This is a genomic window from Pseudomonas sp. LB3P58 (assembly GCF_054897895.1).
In genome coordinates, this window is record NZ_JBUBVE010000001.1 from 6,319,947 (window position 1) to 6,336,535 (window position 16,589).

Consider the following 16,589-nt stretch of genomic DNA (forward strand, 5'->3'; position numbering starts at 1 on the left):
GGGCGAAGGTTTTGTGAGTTACACAGAACCACTGTGGGAACACATTATTTGTGATCCACACCGGTAAAACGATGTTTAGAAGCTATAGGTGCCAGTTACGACCACGCTACGCGGTTCACCCGGCTGAATCTGCGCCGCACTGGTGGCCGACGAGTAGTAGGTCTTGTCGCTGATGTTGTTCAGCGCCGCGCGCAAATCCCAATCCTTCTGCCGGAACCCGGCCAATGCATCCCAACGGCCATAACCCGGCAGCACGGTGGTGTTGAGGTTGTCGGCATAACGCTGGCCCACCAGGGTCAGACCGGTTTCGGCGTACCAGCCCATTTCCGGCTTCCAGGTCAGGAACAGGCTGCCGTTGTGCTTGGCCACGTTGCTGATGCGTTTGCCTTCAAAGCCGTTGTTGTCCTTTTCGACCGTCGCGTCCTGCACACCCACGCCACCGCGCACGTACCAGTTGCCAGCGATCTTGCCGGTCCCGGTCAACTCGATTCCGCGGGAACGTTGCACGCCGGTGAGCAAGGTCACGCTCGGATCATTCGGATCGCTGGTACGGCGGTTGTAGAGTTCCAGTTCGTAGATCGCCAACGTGGTGCTCAGGCGGTCATCGAGCCAGTCGCTCTTCACGCCGATTTCTTTTTGCTTGGTCAGTTCGGGACTCAGGTCGTTGCTGTTGCCGGCGGCACCCGGGGTGATACCTATCAAACCACCGCCGACCGGGGAAAAGGTCTTGGTCCAGGAGGCGTAGAAGGAATGATTCTGCAGCGGCGTCCACACCAGTCCTACACGCGGGCTGGTGCTATGGCTGTCGCGATCTTCGGAAATGTCCCGCAGCTTGTTGGTCGACTCGATGTCGAAGGTGTCGTAACGCAAGCCGGCCAGCAATTGCCATTGATCGTTCAGACGCAGTTGATCCTGCACGTACACCGCACGGCTTTCGACTTCGGTGTGAGAGCTACTGGAAACCTGCATCCGCCCGGTATGGCGCAAATTGCGGTCGGGGTTGTACAGGTCCAGTGCCGGTACAGGCTGAGTCCCGCGTCCGGTGGCTGCGTTGTACAACGTAGGGTCGCGCCGCTGGCTGCCGATTTCGATGCCGGTCAGCAAACGATGCTCAAGGCCGAACGTGTCGAAACCGCCTTCCAGCTCGACGTTGTTGTAGACGTTGCGGGTGGTCAGGTCCTGTTGCCAGTGCTGGCGCGTGACCTTGTTGGTCGCCGGGGTGTAACCCGTCAGGTAGGTGTTGTCGAAATCGCTGTTGAGCTTGAACACGCCCAATGTGTGGCGCAGCTGCCAGTTGTCGCTGAGCTCATAACTGAGTTTCGAGCGCAGGGATTGCGACTTGTCGTCGATGAAATCGTGTTCGCTGCCGTAGGTCGTATCCCGTCCTACGTCCGCCGGGCGTCCGTTTACACCGGGGATACCGCGATCCGGCGTACGGTTGTAGCGGCTGTATTCGTACTGCACCAGCCAGTTCAGGTCCGGCGTCAGTTGCCAGCTCATCGACGGAGCGAACAGTTGGCGATTGCCGCTCACGCCGTCGCGGAAGCTGTTTTGATCCATGTTGCCCATGTTCAGGCGCAGGCTGATGTTCTCGCTCGGGTCGGTGCTGAGGTCGGCGTAGAGGCTGCGCAAATCATCGCTGCCGCCCTGGGCCTCGAGGGTCGAGCGGCGACCGAATTCAGGCAGCTTGCTGACCCGATTGACGATCCCGCCCTGACTGCCACGGCCATATAAAACCGCGGCCGGGCCTTTGAGGACTTCGATGCGCTCGATGTTGTGCAAATCGCGCACGTATTGGCTGTCGTCACGGATGCCGTCGAGGTAGAAGTCGTTGCTGGCGTCGAAACCGCGGATGCGCAGGCTGTCGAAGCGCGTGTCGGCGCCGCTGCTGACGTTGGGGATGCCGCTCAGCGCGGTGCCCAGATCGTTGGTGCCGTAATCCACGACGTTCGAAGTTTTGATCGAGTCGATGGCCTGTGGAACGTAGCGCACCGGCGTGGCGGTGCGGGTCGCGGTGCTGGTTTCCTTCACACGCGGGTCATCGGCTTCAGCTTCGGCGCTGATCGACGTTTCGGGTAAAACGGTGGGGGCGGCGCAGGCAAAACCGGCAGAGAGAAATGCAGAAAGCCCAAGGGTAACGGGCGTGAGGCGAAAGGGGGCAGGCATCTGAAGCGCATCCGAAAGGGTGGAGTAATTCGAGGGTGCGAATGGTAATGCTTGTTATTTGCTTCCGTTAATTATTCTTGAAAGGTTCCGCTGTTTGATTATTTCGAATTGTGTCGAGATGGCGACAGTGGGGCCGTGAGGTCATTCGACCGATTCATGAAACAGACTGAAAGCCATTCCAGCGTTTTTCAGAAACGGGCGGAGGACTAATCTGCCGGCATCTCGTTTTCCTACGCTTTTGCCGGAGTCTTCCCATGATCCTTCATTACATTTACGACCCGTTGTGCGGCTGGTGCTACGGCGCAAAACCGCTGGTGCAAGCCGCCCAGGCTGTGTTGCCAGTGATCGCCCACGGCGGCGGCATGATGACCGGCGCCAACCGCCAGACCGTCTCGCCACAACTGCGCAACTACGTGATGCCCCATGACCGGCGCATTGCCGAGTACACCGGCCAGCCGTTCGGCGAGGCGTATTTCGAAGGTTTGCTGCGCGATGAGACGGCGGTGTTCGATTCCGCCCCGCCGATTGCCGCGGTGCTGGCAGCCGAGCAGATCGCCGGTCGCGGACTGGAGTTACTGGGGCGTTTGCAGAGTGCTCACTACGAGGAGGGGCGACGCATTGCCGATGAAGCTGTGTTGTTAGAACTCGCGACAGACATCGGTCTGGAACCTCAAGCGTTCCAGGCTGCTTTCAAAGAAGCTGAAACCGATCACCACATCAAGGACAGTCGAGCGTTGCTGGCCGAAGTCGGCGGTCAGGGTTTCCCGACCTTCGCCCTGGAACACAACGGCCAATTCACCCTGATCGATATCAGCCCGTGGCTCGGCAAGCAGCAAGCCTTCGCGGCATGGCTGAGTCAGTCGCTTCCCGCACAAGCGTCATCATCGGAGCTTCAAGCCTGTGGCCTGAACGGCTGCGCCGATTGACGTCGACAAGTGATTTCTTAGACGTTTTTCGCCTGTTTACAGACGATTCATGAAATTGACACATCCTTAAGGGCGCGGCTAGGATTCGCCCCACGCCTGTGGCTAACCGCCATGACTCATAAAATAACAAAAAGGCCCGCCACGATTTTTCGTGTGCGGGCCTTTTTGTTTGGGGTGAAAAAAGAGTGCGATAGCGCCGTTTCAGCCGTTCGACACAGCGCGTATCAACCGATCATAAGGAAAAGAACAAAATGTTGAACAAGCGAATCAGCCTGATCGCTCTGGGGATGTTGAGTGCTACACAGGTCATGGCTAACGACCAGGCCGAATCCAAGGGTTTTGTTGAAGACAGCAGCCTCAAAGTGCTGCTGCGCAATGCCTACATCAATCGCGACAAAAAAGACGGCAACGACGACCAGCGTGAATGGGGTCAGGCTGCCATCGGCACCTACACCTCGGGCTTCACCCAAGGCACCGTCGGCGTGGGCGTTGATGCCTTCGGTCTGTACGGCTTGCGTCTGGACCGTGGTAGCCACAGCGGCGGCCAAGGCATCGACTTCTTCAAGGAAGGCGACAGCGGTAACCCGGCCGGCGATCTGGCCAAAGCCGGTGGCGCGGTAAAATTCCGCCTATCCAGCACCGTTCTGACCTACGGCGACCAGATGCCGGTCCTGCCGGTGTTGAGCTACGACAATGGGCGTCTGCTGCCGGAAAGCTACACCGGCACCCTGATCACCTCCAGGGAGATCAAAGGCCTGGAGCTGAACGCCGGTCGCTTCACCGCCGAATCGCGCAAAAGCGCTGAAGGCCATGACAGCGGCGGCCTGAAGTCGATCAACGTGTTGGGCGGTAGTTACCAGTTCACCGAACAGTTCAAGGCTGCGCTGTACGCCTCCGACGTCGAAGACGTGTTGAAGAAGCAATACGTGAACGCCAACTACATGTTCCCGATCGACAAGGATCAGTCCCTGACCCTGGACTTCAACGGCTACCGCACCAAGCTGGACGATTCCTACGTCCGCGAAAGCGGTGCGACCGGCGACGACAACAAGATCTGGAGCCTGGCCGCCACATTCGCCACCGGCGCGCACTCGTTCACGCTCGCCCACCAGCGCAGCACCGGCGACAGCAACCTGGGCTACGCCTACGGCGGCTACCAGAAAGATCAAGGTCGCGTCGGCGACGGCGGCAATACTATCTACCTGGCGAACTCCTACTGGTCCGACTTCAACGCCGAAGACGAACGCAGCTGGCAGCTGGGCTACGGCCTCGACTTCAGCACCTTCGGCGTTCCAGGCTTGAGCTACAACTTTGCCTACGTGCGCGGCGACAACATCACCACCTCCACCAGCGAAGGCGGTACCGAGCGCGAAATCTTCAACCAGTTCAAGTACGTCGTGCAAAGCGGCCCGGCCAAAGACCTGAGCGTGAAACTGCGCAGCTCGATCCTGCGTGTTTCGCAGAAATCGAGTGAGTACAACGCCAGCGGTAACGAAGTGCGTGTGTTCGTGGATTACCCGATCAACATTTTCTGATGATCGGTTGCACCATCGAGGCCTGATGCAAGGCTGAGAAAGGAAATGTATGGTCAGCCCATCTCCTGCAACCTCATTGGCTGTTTTCGGTAAAGCTGGCTTGCGCTAATGTATCCGGGCTCATTGTGAGCGTTGCGGTAACAACGCTCGGCCCTCGATGAGTAGCCGCTCCCGACTGTCCTAAAAAAGCCCTCAGCCTTCAAAGCTGATTTCCATGCCAGGTTCTCAGTCGGGCCATTTGCCGTTTACTGTCATCAGTCAGTGATATCGCAAAAGCCGGTGATAAAGCTGTAGCTTCAAGTGTTCGGATGTGGGTTGTACTGGCCACCCTTGGCCAGTACCGCCCACACGATTCGCGCCAGTTTGTTTGCCAACGCACACGCGACGACATTGGAGTGCCGACGCGTCAGCAACTCACGGACCCAAGACCCTAGCGCATCCTCTCGTTTGTCGATACGCAGCATGATCGATCGCGCGCCCTGTACCAGCAATCGACGTATGTGCTTGTCGCCGCGCTTGCTGATCCCCAGCAGCACCGTCTTTCCACCCGTTGAATACTGCTTCGGCACCAACCCTAACGAAGCGGAAAAATCGCGCCCATTGCGATAGTTCGACGCATCACCCACGTCCGCCAGTAACGCGCTGGCGGTGATGGGGCCGATGCCCGGAATGCTCTGCAAACGACCGCCGGTATCATCTTCTTTCAACTGCTGTTTCAGGCTGGACTCGATGTCCTTGATTTCATCATTGAACTGTTGAATTTGATGATGCAGGCGCATTACCAAGCCCTTGAGACGCAATGGAACCGGGTGCTGCGGGTCATCCAACAGCGCCGGCACGCGGTGCAACGCAGCGATGCCAATGGGTAGGCTGATCCCGAACTCCAGCAGAAAGCCATGAATCTGGTTGGTCGCGACGATGCGATGGCCAATCAATGAATCGCGGACCCGATGTAGGGCTGAAAGTGTTTGTTGCTCTGCGGTTTTGATCGAGCAGAAGCGCATCGCGGGGCGGCTTGCCGCCTCGCAAATCGCTTCGGCATCAATGAAGTCGTTTTTATTGCCTTTGACGAACGGTTTGACGTACTGCGGAGCAATCAGCTTCACCTCGTGACCCAAGGCCCTGATCTGTCGAGCCAGCCAGTGGGCGCCGCCGCAAGACTCCATCACCACCGTGCAGGCCGGTAGCTGGGCCAATGTGTTGAGCAATTGTCCGCGGTTGGTTTTCTTGCGCAATACCTGATGACCTTTGGCGTCCTGGCCATGCAGGTGGAAGCTGTGTTTGCCAATGTCGATACCGAGAAGCGTCATCGTGTTCATGAGAGATCCTCCGCCGAAAAACGAGAAAAGCCCTGCAAGCGTAAACCTGCAGGGCTTCTCGGTCAGGCTGACCATCTCATTAAGCCCCGACTGGTTCGGGGCTTTTTTGTGGGCGCGATTTAGAGCTCAACGCTCTCAGCTATTTCCTGCGTTGAACCAGGACGGTTCTCGAGTAGGAAAGGGATCAGGCTGATATTCATCGCGAGCTCAAACAGTTGAAATACTGGGCGAGGAATCCAGCTGATTTTGGTTACTACCATGGGCATATTGCTGAAAACTACAGTGCGTTGCCGCATTGATGAGGATTTGAAGGCGCAGGCTACTGAGGTCTTGAGTGCTTGCGGCCTGAGCATCAGTGATGCCATGCGTCTTTTTCTTCGTCAGGTTGTAGCAACTCAGGGCCTCCCGTTTGAGGTGCGCGTCCCTTCGGAGAAGACGGCCCGCGCCATGACGGAAGCACGAGGCATTCGCCAGCGGTTCGACTCGATAGACGACATGCTGAGGGACGCTGATGGCGGAACCGGAGAAAAAGCAAAAGCAAAAGCGCGCTGAGCTGCCCAACAGTGCGCACAAACATCGGTCCGGACGCTGTGACATGAATGAAGTCCTTCAGATTCTTGATGATTTATGAGCACACGCGCTCCGATCTGATCACATTTGTTGATCTCGGAAGTCATTCCGAACTGTTCAAGTAACGCCTCTCAACACAAGCCCCGACTGGTTCGGGGCTTTTTTGTGGGCGCTGCAGTGCTCTGGCTTGCGCCACCTGGCGATTCGAGCTGCCCGTCACAGCCTAGATTTTCCATCCGAATGATCGAAACGATCATTTGAATGATTGATTTGCGCAAATTAAACCGAAGGCCTAAGATAAATTTGACTGAAGCAATCAGTAAATGATCGGTTCAGTCAGTTTCGAGGTGATGCACGTCTTACCCAACAATTATAAAAGGAGACCCTCGTGGCCCAATTTCCTATTAAACGCACCATTGAGCGCATACCGGGCGGCATGATGATCGTGCCCCTGCTGATTGGCTCGCTGGTGGCAACCTTCCTGCCCGACACGCCCAAGTTTTTCGGCTCATTCACCAATGCACTGTTCACCGGGGCGCTGCCGATCCTCGCGGTGTTCTACGTCTGCATGGGCGCGAGCATCAACATCAAGGCCACGCCTTACTTGCTCAAGAAGGGCGGTACGTTGCTCGCGACGAAAGTCGGCATCGCCGTCCTCATTGGTATTGTGCTCGGGCACTTCCTGGGCGAGCAGCCGATTTCCTCGGGACTCTTCGCCGGCATTTCAACGCTGGCGGTGGTCGCTGCGATGAACGACACCAACGGCGGCTTATATATGGCGCTGATGGGGCAGTACGGTCGCTCCGAAGACGTCGGCGCCTACTCGGTCATGTCGTTGGAGTCCGGTCCTTTTCTGACGATGGTCACTTTGGGTATCGCTGGGCTGTCGGCATTCCCCTGGCCGACGCTGGTGGGCAGCATCCTGCCGCTGGCGCTCGGTATGTTGTTGGGCAATCTCGACCGTGACATGCGCGATTTTCTGGCCAAAGCCGTTCCCGTCATGATCCCGTTCTTCGCCCTGGCTCTCGGCGCCAGCCTGGATTTGCATAACGTCTGGCAGGCCGGTTTGCTGGGTCTCGGCATGGGTGTTGCGGTTGTCGTGCTGACCGGTATCCCGCTGTTCTTCGCTGACCGTTTGACCGGCGGCACTGGCGTCGCCGGTGTTGCAGCCGCCACCACCGCCGGGAATGCCGCCGCCGTCCCTGCGCTGATCGCGGCAGCCAATCCGGTGTACGCCGAAGCAGCCAAGAGCGCGACAATCCTGGTGGCTTCCTGCGTCGTAGTGACCGCGATCCTCGCGCCGCTGCTCACCGCCGCCGTCGCCAAGCGCGTGCAGCAGCGCAACCCCATCGCCATTCCTGAGCCAGAAATTGAACCTCAAAAGCAGGAGGCCTTGCGATGAGGATGCTGATCATCGCTGACGATCTGTCGGGCGCGGCGGATTGCGCCATCGGCTTTGCGAGCGCGGGAATGCAAACGGTCGTCACGCTCGACCCCTTGAATGACAAGGCTGACGCTCAAGTGATTGCCGCCGACACGGACACCCGGCGCCTCTCACCGGCGCGGGCCGCCGAGCGTACCGTCGCCGCCTTCAAGGCACTGCATCAACCCGGGCAGCGGCTGTACAAGAAAATCGATTCGACCTTGCGCGGCAACTGGGCGGCGGAAGTCGCCGCCCTGCAACCGTTGGCGGGTCTGGCCATTGTTGCCCCGGCATTTCCTGCTACAGGCCGTACGTTGCGCGGCGGTCGGGTGTTCGTGAACGACCAGCCGCTGGAAACCACCGATACCTGGAAACTGGAAAATGCCGACCGCCCGGCCGATGTCGAAGCGATGCTTGTCACCGCAGGTCTGACCACCGCGAAACTTGACCTCGACACCTTGCGCGGCAACGAAGGCGCGCTCGCCCGGCACATTGCCGAAGTCGCCCGCAGCGGCACGCAGGCTTTGATCGTCGATGCGCAGACCGAAGACGACTTGCTAACCCTCGCTCGCCTGACCGCGTCGATGGACCAGCCACTGTTCTGGATCGGTTCGGGTGGCCTTGCGCGGGAAATAGCCAGCCTTCCCGATTTCTCCGAAGTACGCGACGCAGTCATCGACCCCGCTGCGCTCGAAAAAAGTCAGGCACCTATTTTGATACTCGTCGGCAGTCTGTCCGGCGTCTGCGAGCGGCAGTGCGCGCTGCTCAACGAGCTCGGTGGGGTTAGCGAACTGGTCGTCCCGCCTGAGGTCCTTCGCCAAGGCACAACCCATGACGATTGGGCACTCTGGCAGGCGCGCATCGGTGAGCAACTGGACGGCTGGAGCGACCTGTTGCTGCGCATCGGCCGCGATGAAGCGTTCGATCCCCAAGAGGGCGCGCAACTCTCGGCCATGCTGGCCGTGCTGGTAGAACCGCATTTCGCCAAGGTCGGCGGCCTGATCGCCACGGGCGGCGAGACGGCGCGGGCCATATTGACCACCGTCGGGATCGACAGCCTGCAATTGCTGACGGAAATCGAAGCTGGCGTCGCCTTCGCGCGACCGACCGTTTCCCGGCAAGGCCATCGTCCCGCAATTGTTACCAAGGCGGGCGCGTTCGGCAGCGATCACGCGTTGTACGCGGCATGGCAACACCTGAGCGATAGCGCCGATCGCTCCCCGCCCAAACGCACACGAATCCAAGGACTCGAATGAACACTATGAACAACTACCTCCCGATCATCGGCATCACCATGGGCGACGCCACGGGCGTCGGTCCGGAAATCATCGTCAAGAGCCTGACTCATGACGTCGTCTACCAACAATGCCGGCCGCTGGTCATCGGCGATGCCCGTCGTCTTGAGCAGGCCAATGTCATCGTCGGCGGCAGCGCCAAAGTGCGCCGTATCGAGGACGCCTCCCAGGCGTTGTACGAGGCCGGCACCATTGACTGCATCGACCTCGACCTGATCCCCGACGATCTGCCGTTCGGCGAGCTGTCGCCTATCGCCGGTGACGCTGCTTATCAATACATCGCCCGTGCCGTCGAGCTGGCACAAGCCAAACAGATCGATGCGATTTGCACCGCGCCGCTGAACAAGGAAGCGCTGCACGCCGGCGGCCACAAGTACCCGGGCCATACTGAAATGCTCGCGCACCTGACCAACGTCGACGAAGTGTCGATGATGCTGGTGGCGCCGCAGCTGCGGGTGATTCACGTCACGACCCACATCGGCATCATCGACGCGATCCGCAAGATCGAGCCGGGCCTGGTCCAGCGCACGATCGAGCGCGGCAACGCGACGCTGATCAAGGCCGGCATCGCCAAGCCGCGTATCGGCGTGTGCGGGATCAATCCCCATGCCGGCGAAAACGGTTTGTTCGGCTATGGCGAAGAGGAAGAAAAAATCATCCCGGCGGTGAAGCTGTTGCAGGAACGCGGCCTCGACGTGACGGGCCCACTGCCCGCCGACACGCTGTTCTTCCGTGCCGGACGCGGCGACTTCGATCTGGTGGTGGCGATGTATCACGACCAGGGCCACGGCCCGGTCAAAGTGCTGGGACTTGAAGCGGGCGTGAATGTGACCGTCGGCCTGGACGTGATCCGTACGTCGGTCGACCACGGCACCGCTTTCGATATCGCGGGCAAGGGCATAGCCGATGAACGCAGCCTGCTCGAAGCGCTGCGCCAGGGTGCGGAGCTTGCCACGCGACGGGGATGAGTCGCAGGGACGCGGTCGTGTAAGATCGACCACCGTCCATACAACGAGACCCGCCATGAAAGCATCCGAACGCCACCGCGCCATCCTCGATCTCGTGCGTATTGGCGATGCCAACGTCGAGCAATTGAGCGCGGCGCTCGGGGTCTCGGAGGCGACGGTGCGGCGCGACCTGACCATGCTCGCCAAACAGCGGCATCTGGTGCGCACCTACGGTGGCGCGACTGCGGTGGTGGGCGTTCATGAGCCGGAAGCTTCGCTGGAAGAGCGCAAGACCAGCCAGTGGGAGCAGAAAGACGCCATCGCCCAGGCGGCAGCGGCTCACGTCCAGGATGGCGATACCGTCTTGCTCGACGGCGGCACCACCTGCGCCGCACTGGCCCATCATCTGTGCTCGCGACAAGACGTGCACGTGGTCACCAACAACCTGCTGGCCGTGATGACCCTGGCCAATGCGCCGGGCGTGCGACTGACCTTGATCGGCGGCGATCTGCGCGGTTCGAGCATGAGCACGTTGGGGCCGTTGGCCGAGCTGACGTTGAGCCGGTTGAGTGTCGACAAAGCCTTCCTTGGTGCTGACGGCGTGGTTGCCGAGTTTGGTTTGTGCGAAGCGAGCGCGCAGCAGGCGTATCTGAAGGAATGCATCATCAAGCGTGCGGCGCAGATTGTTGTCCTCGCCGACACCGACAAACTCGGTCGTGCGCGGCAACAGCATTGGACGCCGATTGAGCGGGAATGGCGGTTGATTACCGGTGCTACGGCCGATGAAGCGGCACTGGCGCCGTTTCGGGCGATTCAGCAAATCACTGTGGAAACCGTGATCGTCGAAAAGCCTTAGAAAATCCGCAAACGAACAAAAACTTAAAAGATGTTCAGATCTGTACTACTCTGAAGGCACATCCCTTTGCCCGAAGGAGTCCTTCCAATGGCCACTTCATCCCCCGTCCGCACGGCTCCCCAAGAGCTCGACACCCCGGAAGCCGGCCGTGTGGCGCTCAAGTTCTTCTTCAACCTGATGGAGCGTTGGGGCTGCACCGCCGAAGAACAGCGCACGCTGTTGGGCAAAGTCGGCAACACCACCTTCTATAAATACAAACACCTGCCGCCCAATGTGCGTCTCCCGCACGACACCCTGGAGCGCATCTCCTACCTGATGGGCATCCACAAAGCGCTCAGCATCATCTTCAGCAACAACCGCGACCGCGCCTACAAATGGGTCAGCAGTCCGAACACTGCCGCGCCATTCAATGGTCAATCCGCGTTGAGCTATATGCTGGTCGGCCGGGTAGTGGACATCGCTGACGTGCGTCGCTACCTCGATGGCGTCCGCGGCTGATGGCCCCGGAAGTAGCGCTCCCCGAGTGGAACCGTGCTTACCGGATGATCAACAGCGCGTTCCCCCCGATCACCCTGTTTGAAGACGTGCTCGACCCCGAAGACCTGCAAACCGCCTACGCCCTGGAAGCCCTGACCAACGACCGGTTGGCGCAAGAAGCCGGCGTGCTCTCCCGCGTGCTGCCCGAAGACCGAATCTCCGGCCCCGGCTCATCACCGGTCATGGCCGCGTTCACCCACATCGGTAAAACCAGCCGCTTCACCGACGGCACCTACGGCGTCTACTACGCCGCCAGCAGCCAGGCCGCCGCCATCGCCGAAACGAGCTATCACCAGGAACGCTTCCTCGCCGCGACCAACGAGCCGGACATCGAGTTGACCTTACGCACCTACGTCAACAAAGTCGTTAAACCGATGCACGACGTTCGCCAACACTACCCCGAGCTGCACAACCCGGATCCTGACGCTTACGGGCCGTCACAGGCGTTTGCCCGGCAACTGCGTGAAACCTTGTCGTGGGGGCTGCTTTACAACAGTGTTCGGCTGCCTGGGCATGAGTGTGTCGCTGCGTTTCGGCCGCCGGCCGTGTCTATTCCGAAGCAAGGCAAGCACATTCGTTATGTGTGGAGTGCGAGCAGTCGGAAGATTTCGTTTGTGTTTGAGGTCAGCGAGGTGTGAGCCGGAAACTGAAAAACCCCGATTGATTCGGGGCTTTTTCTTGTGTGCGATTTGTTTATGGCGCGACGTTACTGGCTCGGTTGTTACCCGGTGCATCGAGCACCTTCGCTACGTCATCGATGATCGCCTTACTCATATCCTGCAAAAAATGCGACGCCCAGGCATGCCGGTCGGTGTCACGAACCATGGCGGCGTCAGATGCGAGAAGTTTGGCGATGTGGAGCAGGTCGGAGGCGTGGGAGAGGGCCTGGATGACCGGGACGCCGGCGTTGATGCGGAACAGCGGTTGGTTGTCGTGGTAGGAGAAAGGGGTGAGGCCGATGGTTTTCAGGTCTTGGGGGTTGGTCATTGGGCACCTCCGGTTTTTGGGCGGTGGTGGGCGTGACCCGGTGTAGCAGTAGCGAAAATTTTGAATGGATTGCGGGCATGCATAAGGAGAACTCCGATTGGTTTCTGCATCGAATTCGAGTTCTCAGGCCCGGTCGCTGAATTGGCAGCGACGGGTTGAAGGTAGCTGGAGAGGGGAGGATGCGCAATCGTGGCTAGGTGGTGGCGTGGGGTGAAGGTTTTAGTGATTTTTATGGCTGGGCAATAATTATTGGTCAGCCATAATTTTCATAATTTGAAGAAGGCGTGCTGATGGCCTTGCCGACTTGCTGAAGGAGATATCAGGAATGGACATTGAATTGGATAAGTTTCAAAAGGATTTGCTGGAATCTGTACGCGAAATGAATGAGAGCCAAACGCTTCCAATCGCTGAGGGGAGGCCGTTAACGAAGGAACGCATCGACTCGCGTATGTCGTCTCCAGCGACACGTTCTAATAACGTGTCGCTGAAAGTGAAAAAAAGCGACACGTAACAAGACGGACTACATCAGAAGGGGCTGAGTCCTACTGCAAAATCGCACAACGTCTAGCAGGCGTTAGCTTGTGAAATTACGATCAGAGGCAAAGCCCCGCCATCGTTGGACGGCAAGGTAAAAGTCGTTCGAAAGCCGAGTTTATCCAGCATGTCCATCATTGCATCGATCGTAAATTTCTCGATCTTGCCAGTGGTGAGTTCTGAGACGCGTGATTGGGTCACGTTCAACCTGGCTGCAGCCTCACTTTGTTTGAGGCCCAGGGTTTTGATGTAGTCAGTGATGAATATCGATAGCTCCATCTTCAACGCTTTTTTGCTAGCGACTTCGCTGTGATGCGTGGCATGGAATGGGCTGTCGAAAAATTGAATTGCCATGAACGTCTCCCTCCTTTGATTTATCTAAAATTTACGATAAATGCAGGCTAGTCGATTGATCGTTTTTGATGCAAACGTATTGTGTCTGCGAGGCATAACTCATTACACCAAGTAACTAATGATGTTCCCGCCCCCACCTTTATCCCCTCCAGCCAACCCCCTACATTGAGCTCCAACGCCTACCCATTCATTCCGAAGGGAAGGTCACTGGAGATTCCTCATGCCTTTCGTAAGCGTACGCATCACCCGCGATGGCGTTACCTCTGAGCAGAAAGCTCAGGTGATCGCCGAAATCACTGAAACCCTGGAACGCGTCCTCAACAAGGATCCGCACCTGACCCACATCGTGATCGAAGAAGTCGACACCGATAACTGGGGCTACGCCGGCATCACTACCACCCAGTACCGCAAGCAGCTGGCTGAGGCGGAGGGCAAGTCGTGACCGCGTCCGTCTCCATCGATTTCATCTCCGACGTGGTGTGCCCGTGGTGCGCGTTGGGCGCGACGGCGCTGGAGCAGGCCATCGAAAACGTGGCCGGTGAAGTGTCGGTCGAGCTGACCTACAAGCCCTTCGAGTTGAACCCGGACATGCCGGCAGTCGGTGAAAAAGCGGTCGAGCACTTGATGCGCAAATATGGACGAACCGCCGAAGACGTCGCCGCCGGCAAGGCGATGCAGATCGCTCGCGGTGAGGCCATTGGCTTCAAGTTCGATCTGGAGAAGCGCAGCCACTTCTACAACACCTTTGATGCTCACCGGTTGTTGATGTGGGCGTTGCAGGAAGGGCGGCAGGTCGCACTCAAGAAGATCCTGCTGCGCGCTTACTTCACCGACGGCCAGAACCCGAGCGATCGCGAGACGCTGGTTGGTCTGGCTGCTGAAGCGGGAATGGATGCGGGGGCTGCTCAAGAAGTGTTGGCGTCCGGAGCGTTCGCTAAAGAAGTGCGTGAGCATGAAGAGTTTTACCGCCAGCGCGGCATCAATTCGGTTCCGGCCATGGTGCTAAACGGTCGTCACCTGGTGTCCGGTTCGCAGTCGGTCGAGTACTACGAACAGATGTTGAGACAAATGGCGAAGGCCCCCGCCGAAGCCTGATTACTTACTTTTTCAAACCATCATTTATTAGTTGAGGTTCATCATGAGCAATTCGAAGAAAGTCATCGTTATTACTGGCGCCTCCCAAGGTCTCGGCGCAGGCATGGTCAAGGCGTTCCGTGATCTGGATTACAAGGTTGTCGCCACTTCACGTTCGATCAAACCGTCCACCGACCCCGACATCCTCACCGTGGCGGGCAATATCGGCAACCCGGAAGTCGCCCAGCAAGTCATCCGTGAAGCCATCGCACGTTTTGGCCGCATCGACACCCTGGTCAACAACGCCGGGATCTTCGTTGCCAAGCCGTTCACCGCTTACACCCCGGAAGACTACGCCGCCGTGTTGTCGGTAAACCTGAATGGCTTTTTCTACATCACCCAACTCGCGATCACCGAGATGGAAAAACAAGGCAGCGGCCACGTCGTCAACATCACCACCAGCCTGGTGGACCACGCCATCGACGGTGTGCCATCGGTACTCGCGTCGTTGACCAAAGGTGGCCTGAACGCGGCGACCAAATCCCTGGCCATCGAATACGCCAAGCGTGGGATTCGTGTGAACGCGGTCAGCCCCGGCATCATCAAGACGCCAATGCACGGCGAAGAAACCCATGAAGCGCTGGGCAATCTGCACCCGGTCGGGCGCATGGGCGAGATCAGCGACATTGCGCAGGCCGTCGTGTATCTGGACAGCGCCAACTTTGTCACCGGCGAGATCCTGCACGTTGATGGTGGTCAGAGCGCGGGTCACTAAGACCTGACTTGTCCGAAGCGCCGTCGATCAATGTCGACGGCGTTTTCATTGGAGAGCGCACCATGACCATCCATGTTCACAAGGTTTTCCTGATCACCGGGGTCAGTTCAGGCTTCGGTCTGGCTTTTTCGCAAGCAGCGCTGGCGGCTGGGCACACGGTGGTGGGGACGGTGCGGCGCGAATCCGAGCGTGCTGCGTTTGAAGCGCTGGACGCCCATCGCGCCAAAGCGTTCGTGCTCGATGTCACCGATTTTCCGGCGATCGAGCCGCTGGTGGCCGATATTCTGCGCGAGGTAGGCCAGATCGACGTGTTGGTGAACAACGCCGGTTATGGTCATGAGGGCATTCTAGAGGAGTCACCTCTGACTGAGCTGCAGCGCCAGTTCGACGTTAATGTGTTTGGCGCGGTGGCAATGATCAAGGCGGTTCTGCCCGGTATGCGTGAGCGGCGCAGCGGGCATATCGTCAACATCACCTCCATGGCCGGCTTCATCACGTTGCCGGGCATCGCCTACTACAGCGGCAGCAAATTCGCCCTCGAAGGCGTGAGTGAAGCGCTGGCCAAAGAAGTGGAAAGTCTGGGCATCCACGTGACCGCCATGGCGCCGGGCTCGTTTCGTACCGAATGGGCAGGCCGCTCGATGATCCGTTCGGGTCGCACATTGGGTGAGTACGACGCGGTGTTCGATCCGGTCCGCAAGGCGCGTGAAGAAAAGAGTGGCAAGCAGGCCGGCGATCCGCACAAGGCGGCGCAGGCATTGTTGACCCTGGTGGCTGCTGAAAAGCCGCCGGTTCATCTGTTACTGGGTAAGGATGCTGTGAGGCTGGTGCGCGAAAAGATTGCGCACCTTCAGGCGGAAATCGACGCTTGGGAGCACCTTTCGGAGTCGACGGAGTTCGACTGATCGAAACCCTCGGGGCATAGAAACTCAAACCCCGGAAACAACAAAGCCCTCGTATTTCTACGAGGGCTTTGTTTTGTATGGTGCGGCACCAGGAGTCGAACTATACAAAAAATGGTAATTATCTCAGTAGCTTGTGTTCGTGCTGAGCTCCTATTTACCCCTATTTCTATCCTTAAGCGGCTGGTCCTCACTGAATTGCCTTGGATTTTCTACGCACCTTGCAAGCTCATTTGGACTGCTCCCCGTATCCTAGATATCTTCAACCCATGCAGACCACGATTTTACTAACTGATAAAACGGCCCATCCCATAATCGTGGCATGTCCCCGCTTTCTGATTGATCTTATTATTTGATTTTCGTTTTAATCGGATTGCGCCCAGTAATAG

Annotated in this window: 18 protein-coding genes; 14 read left to right on the forward strand and 4 right to left on the reverse strand. The window is 58.4% G+C overall.

Annotation, left to right across the window (positions count from 1 at the left end; all coding sequences use genetic code 11):
- Positions 1-75: 75 nt before the first annotated feature.
- Positions 76-2,166, reverse strand: a complete 2,091-nt coding sequence (locus tag ACYZTZ_RS29445) for a TonB-dependent receptor (RefSeq protein WP_462000464.1) — start codon at positions 2,164-2,166, stop codon at positions 76-78.
- Between the two features lie 254 nt (positions 2,167-2,420).
- Here ACYZTZ_RS29445 and ACYZTZ_RS29450 point away from each other — a divergent pair, with 254 nt between their 5' ends.
- Positions 2,421-3,092, forward strand: a complete 672-nt coding sequence (locus ACYZTZ_RS29450; protein ID WP_462000465.1) for a DsbA family protein — start codon at positions 2,421-2,423, stop codon at positions 3,090-3,092.
- Positions 3,093-3,343: 251 nt separating this feature from the next.
- Complete coding sequence (locus tag ACYZTZ_RS29455; protein WP_462000466.1) at positions 3,344-4,627, forward strand: OprD family porin; 1,284 nt, start codon at positions 3,344-3,346, stop codon at positions 4,625-4,627.
- Positions 4,628-4,923: 296 nt separating this feature from the next.
- On the opposite strand, the gene ACYZTZ_RS29460 is transcribed toward ACYZTZ_RS29455, so the two are convergent.
- Complete coding sequence (locus ACYZTZ_RS29460) at positions 4,924-5,946, reverse strand: IS110 family RNA-guided transposase (RefSeq protein ID WP_462000707.1); 1,023 nt, start codon at positions 5,944-5,946, stop codon at positions 4,924-4,926.
- Between the two features lie 258 nt (positions 5,947-6,204).
- Here ACYZTZ_RS29460 and ACYZTZ_RS29465 point away from each other — a divergent pair, with 258 nt between their 5' ends.
- The 7 genes from ACYZTZ_RS29465 (at position 6,205) to ACYZTZ_RS29495 (ending at position 12,212) form a co-directional block, all read left to right on the forward strand.
- Entirely contained in the window at positions 6,205-6,498 is a 294-nt protein-coding gene (locus tag ACYZTZ_RS29465; RefSeq protein ID WP_462000467.1) for a type II toxin-antitoxin system RelB/DinJ family antitoxin, read from the forward strand.
- Between the two features lie 406 nt (positions 6,499-6,904).
- Positions 6,905-7,918, forward strand: coding sequence for a 2-keto-3-deoxygluconate permease (locus ACYZTZ_RS29470; protein ID WP_056745540.1), 1,014 nt, complete (start codon positions 6,905-6,907; stop codon positions 7,916-7,918).
- Complete coding sequence (locus ACYZTZ_RS29475) at positions 7,915-9,195, forward strand: four-carbon acid sugar kinase family protein (RefSeq protein WP_462000468.1); 1,281 nt, start codon at positions 7,915-7,917, stop codon at positions 9,193-9,195. The genes ACYZTZ_RS29470 and ACYZTZ_RS29475 overlap by 4 nt, the downstream gene beginning before the upstream one ends.
- Before the next feature lie 5 nt (positions 9,196-9,200).
- Positions 9,201-10,202 (forward strand): 4-hydroxythreonine-4-phosphate dehydrogenase PdxA, encoded by a 1,002-nt coding sequence (gene pdxA / locus ACYZTZ_RS29480; RefSeq protein WP_462000726.1) that lies wholly within the window; start codon positions 9,201-9,203, stop codon positions 10,200-10,202.
- A gap of 55 nt (positions 10,203-10,257) precedes the next feature.
- Entirely contained in the window at positions 10,258-11,037 is a 780-nt protein-coding gene (locus ACYZTZ_RS29485) for a DeoR/GlpR family DNA-binding transcription regulator (RefSeq protein ID WP_056745536.1), read from the forward strand.
- A gap of 87 nt (positions 11,038-11,124) precedes the next feature.
- Positions 11,125-11,535, forward strand: coding sequence for an MbcA/ParS/Xre antitoxin family protein (locus ACYZTZ_RS29490; RefSeq protein WP_462000469.1), 411 nt, complete (start codon positions 11,125-11,127; stop codon positions 11,533-11,535).
- Positions 11,535-12,212 (forward strand): RES family NAD+ phosphorylase, encoded by a 678-nt coding sequence (locus tag ACYZTZ_RS29495; protein WP_462000470.1) that lies wholly within the window; start codon positions 11,535-11,537, stop codon positions 12,210-12,212. The genes ACYZTZ_RS29490 and ACYZTZ_RS29495 overlap by 1 nt, the downstream gene beginning before the upstream one ends.
- Before the next feature lie 55 nt (positions 12,213-12,267).
- Here the strand turns inward: ACYZTZ_RS29495 and ACYZTZ_RS29500 are convergent, their stop codons facing one another.
- Entirely contained in the window at positions 12,268-12,561 is a 294-nt protein-coding gene (locus ACYZTZ_RS29500; RefSeq protein WP_223433239.1) for a DUF3077 domain-containing protein, read from the reverse strand.
- A 325-nt stretch (positions 12,562-12,886) separates the two neighbouring features.
- On the opposite strand from ACYZTZ_RS29500, the gene ACYZTZ_RS29505 reads away from it, so the two are divergent.
- Positions 12,887-13,072 (forward strand): hypothetical protein, encoded by a 186-nt coding sequence (locus tag ACYZTZ_RS29505; RefSeq protein WP_462000471.1) that lies wholly within the window; start codon positions 12,887-12,889, stop codon positions 13,070-13,072.
- 53 nt (positions 13,073-13,125) lie between these two features.
- Here the strand turns inward: ACYZTZ_RS29505 and ACYZTZ_RS29510 are convergent, their stop codons facing one another.
- On the reverse strand, positions 13,126-13,449 hold the full coding sequence (locus ACYZTZ_RS29510; protein WP_462000472.1) for a helix-turn-helix domain-containing protein: 324 nt from the start codon (positions 13,447-13,449) through the stop codon (positions 13,126-13,128).
- Positions 13,450-13,669: 220 nt separating this feature from the next.
- Between ACYZTZ_RS29510 and ACYZTZ_RS29515 the strand changes: the two genes are divergently transcribed.
- The 4 genes from ACYZTZ_RS29515 (at position 13,670) to ACYZTZ_RS29530 (ending at position 16,203) form a co-directional block, all read left to right on the forward strand.
- Positions 13,670-13,891 (forward strand): tautomerase family protein, encoded by a 222-nt coding sequence (locus tag ACYZTZ_RS29515; protein ID WP_150778859.1) that lies wholly within the window; start codon positions 13,670-13,672, stop codon positions 13,889-13,891.
- Positions 13,888-14,544 (forward strand): DsbA family oxidoreductase, encoded by a 657-nt coding sequence (locus tag ACYZTZ_RS29520; protein WP_462000473.1) that lies wholly within the window; start codon positions 13,888-13,890, stop codon positions 14,542-14,544. The genes ACYZTZ_RS29515 and ACYZTZ_RS29520 overlap by 4 nt, the downstream gene beginning before the upstream one ends.
- Before the next feature lie 43 nt (positions 14,545-14,587).
- On the forward strand, positions 14,588-15,298 hold the full coding sequence (locus tag ACYZTZ_RS29525; protein WP_462000474.1) for an SDR family NAD(P)-dependent oxidoreductase: 711 nt from the start codon (positions 14,588-14,590) through the stop codon (positions 15,296-15,298).
- A gap of 62 nt (positions 15,299-15,360) precedes the next feature.
- Positions 15,361-16,203: an oxidoreductase gene (locus ACYZTZ_RS29530; RefSeq protein ID WP_462000727.1), complete on the forward strand. Its 843-nt coding sequence runs from the start codon at positions 15,361-15,363 to the stop codon at positions 16,201-16,203.
- The last annotated feature ends 386 nt before the right edge of the window (positions 16,204-16,589 follow it).

Bases quoted from the DNA above. Each gene is read 5' to 3' on its own strand.
- ACYZTZ_RS29445 (WP_462000464.1), bottom strand. From the start codon at position 2,166: ATGCCTGCCCCCTTTCGCCTCACGCCCGTTACCCTTGGGCTTTCTGCA.
- ACYZTZ_RS29450 (WP_462000465.1), top strand. From the start codon at position 2,421: ATGATCCTTCATTACATTTACGACCCGTTGTGCGGCTGGTGCTACGGC.
- ACYZTZ_RS29455 (WP_462000466.1), top strand. From the start codon at position 3,344: ATGTTGAACAAGCGAATCAGCCTGATCGCTCTGGGGATGTTGAGTGCT.
- ACYZTZ_RS29460 (WP_462000707.1), bottom strand. From the start codon at position 5,946: ATGAACACGATGACGCTTCTCGGTATCGACATTGGCAAACACAGCTTC.
- ACYZTZ_RS29465 (WP_462000467.1), top strand. From the start codon at position 6,205: ATGGGCATATTGCTGAAAACTACAGTGCGTTGCCGCATTGATGAGGAT.
- ACYZTZ_RS29475 (WP_462000468.1), top strand. From the start codon at position 7,915: ATGAGGATGCTGATCATCGCTGACGATCTGTCGGGCGCGGCGGATTGC.
- pdxA (WP_462000726.1), top strand. From the start codon at position 9,201: ATGAACAACTACCTCCCGATCATCGGCATCACCATGGGCGACGCCACG.
- ACYZTZ_RS29485 (WP_056745536.1), top strand. From the start codon at position 10,258: ATGAAAGCATCCGAACGCCACCGCGCCATCCTCGATCTCGTGCGTATT.
- ACYZTZ_RS29490 (WP_462000469.1), top strand. From the start codon at position 11,125: ATGGCCACTTCATCCCCCGTCCGCACGGCTCCCCAAGAGCTCGACACC.
- ACYZTZ_RS29495 (WP_462000470.1), top strand. From the start codon at position 11,535: ATGGCCCCGGAAGTAGCGCTCCCCGAGTGGAACCGTGCTTACCGGATG.
- ACYZTZ_RS29500 (WP_223433239.1), bottom strand. From the start codon at position 12,561: ATGACCAACCCCCAAGACCTGAAAACCATCGGCCTCACCCCTTTCTCC.
- ACYZTZ_RS29505 (WP_462000471.1), top strand. From the start codon at position 12,887: ATGGACATTGAATTGGATAAGTTTCAAAAGGATTTGCTGGAATCTGTA.
- ACYZTZ_RS29510 (WP_462000472.1), bottom strand. From the start codon at position 13,449: ATGGCAATTCAATTTTTCGACAGCCCATTCCATGCCACGCATCACAGC.
- ACYZTZ_RS29515 (WP_150778859.1), top strand. From the start codon at position 13,670: ATGCCTTTCGTAAGCGTACGCATCACCCGCGATGGCGTTACCTCTGAG.
- ACYZTZ_RS29525 (WP_462000474.1), top strand. From the start codon at position 14,588: ATGAGCAATTCGAAGAAAGTCATCGTTATTACTGGCGCCTCCCAAGGT.
- ACYZTZ_RS29530 (WP_462000727.1), top strand. From the start codon at position 15,361: ATGACCATCCATGTTCACAAGGTTTTCCTGATCACCGGGGTCAGTTCA.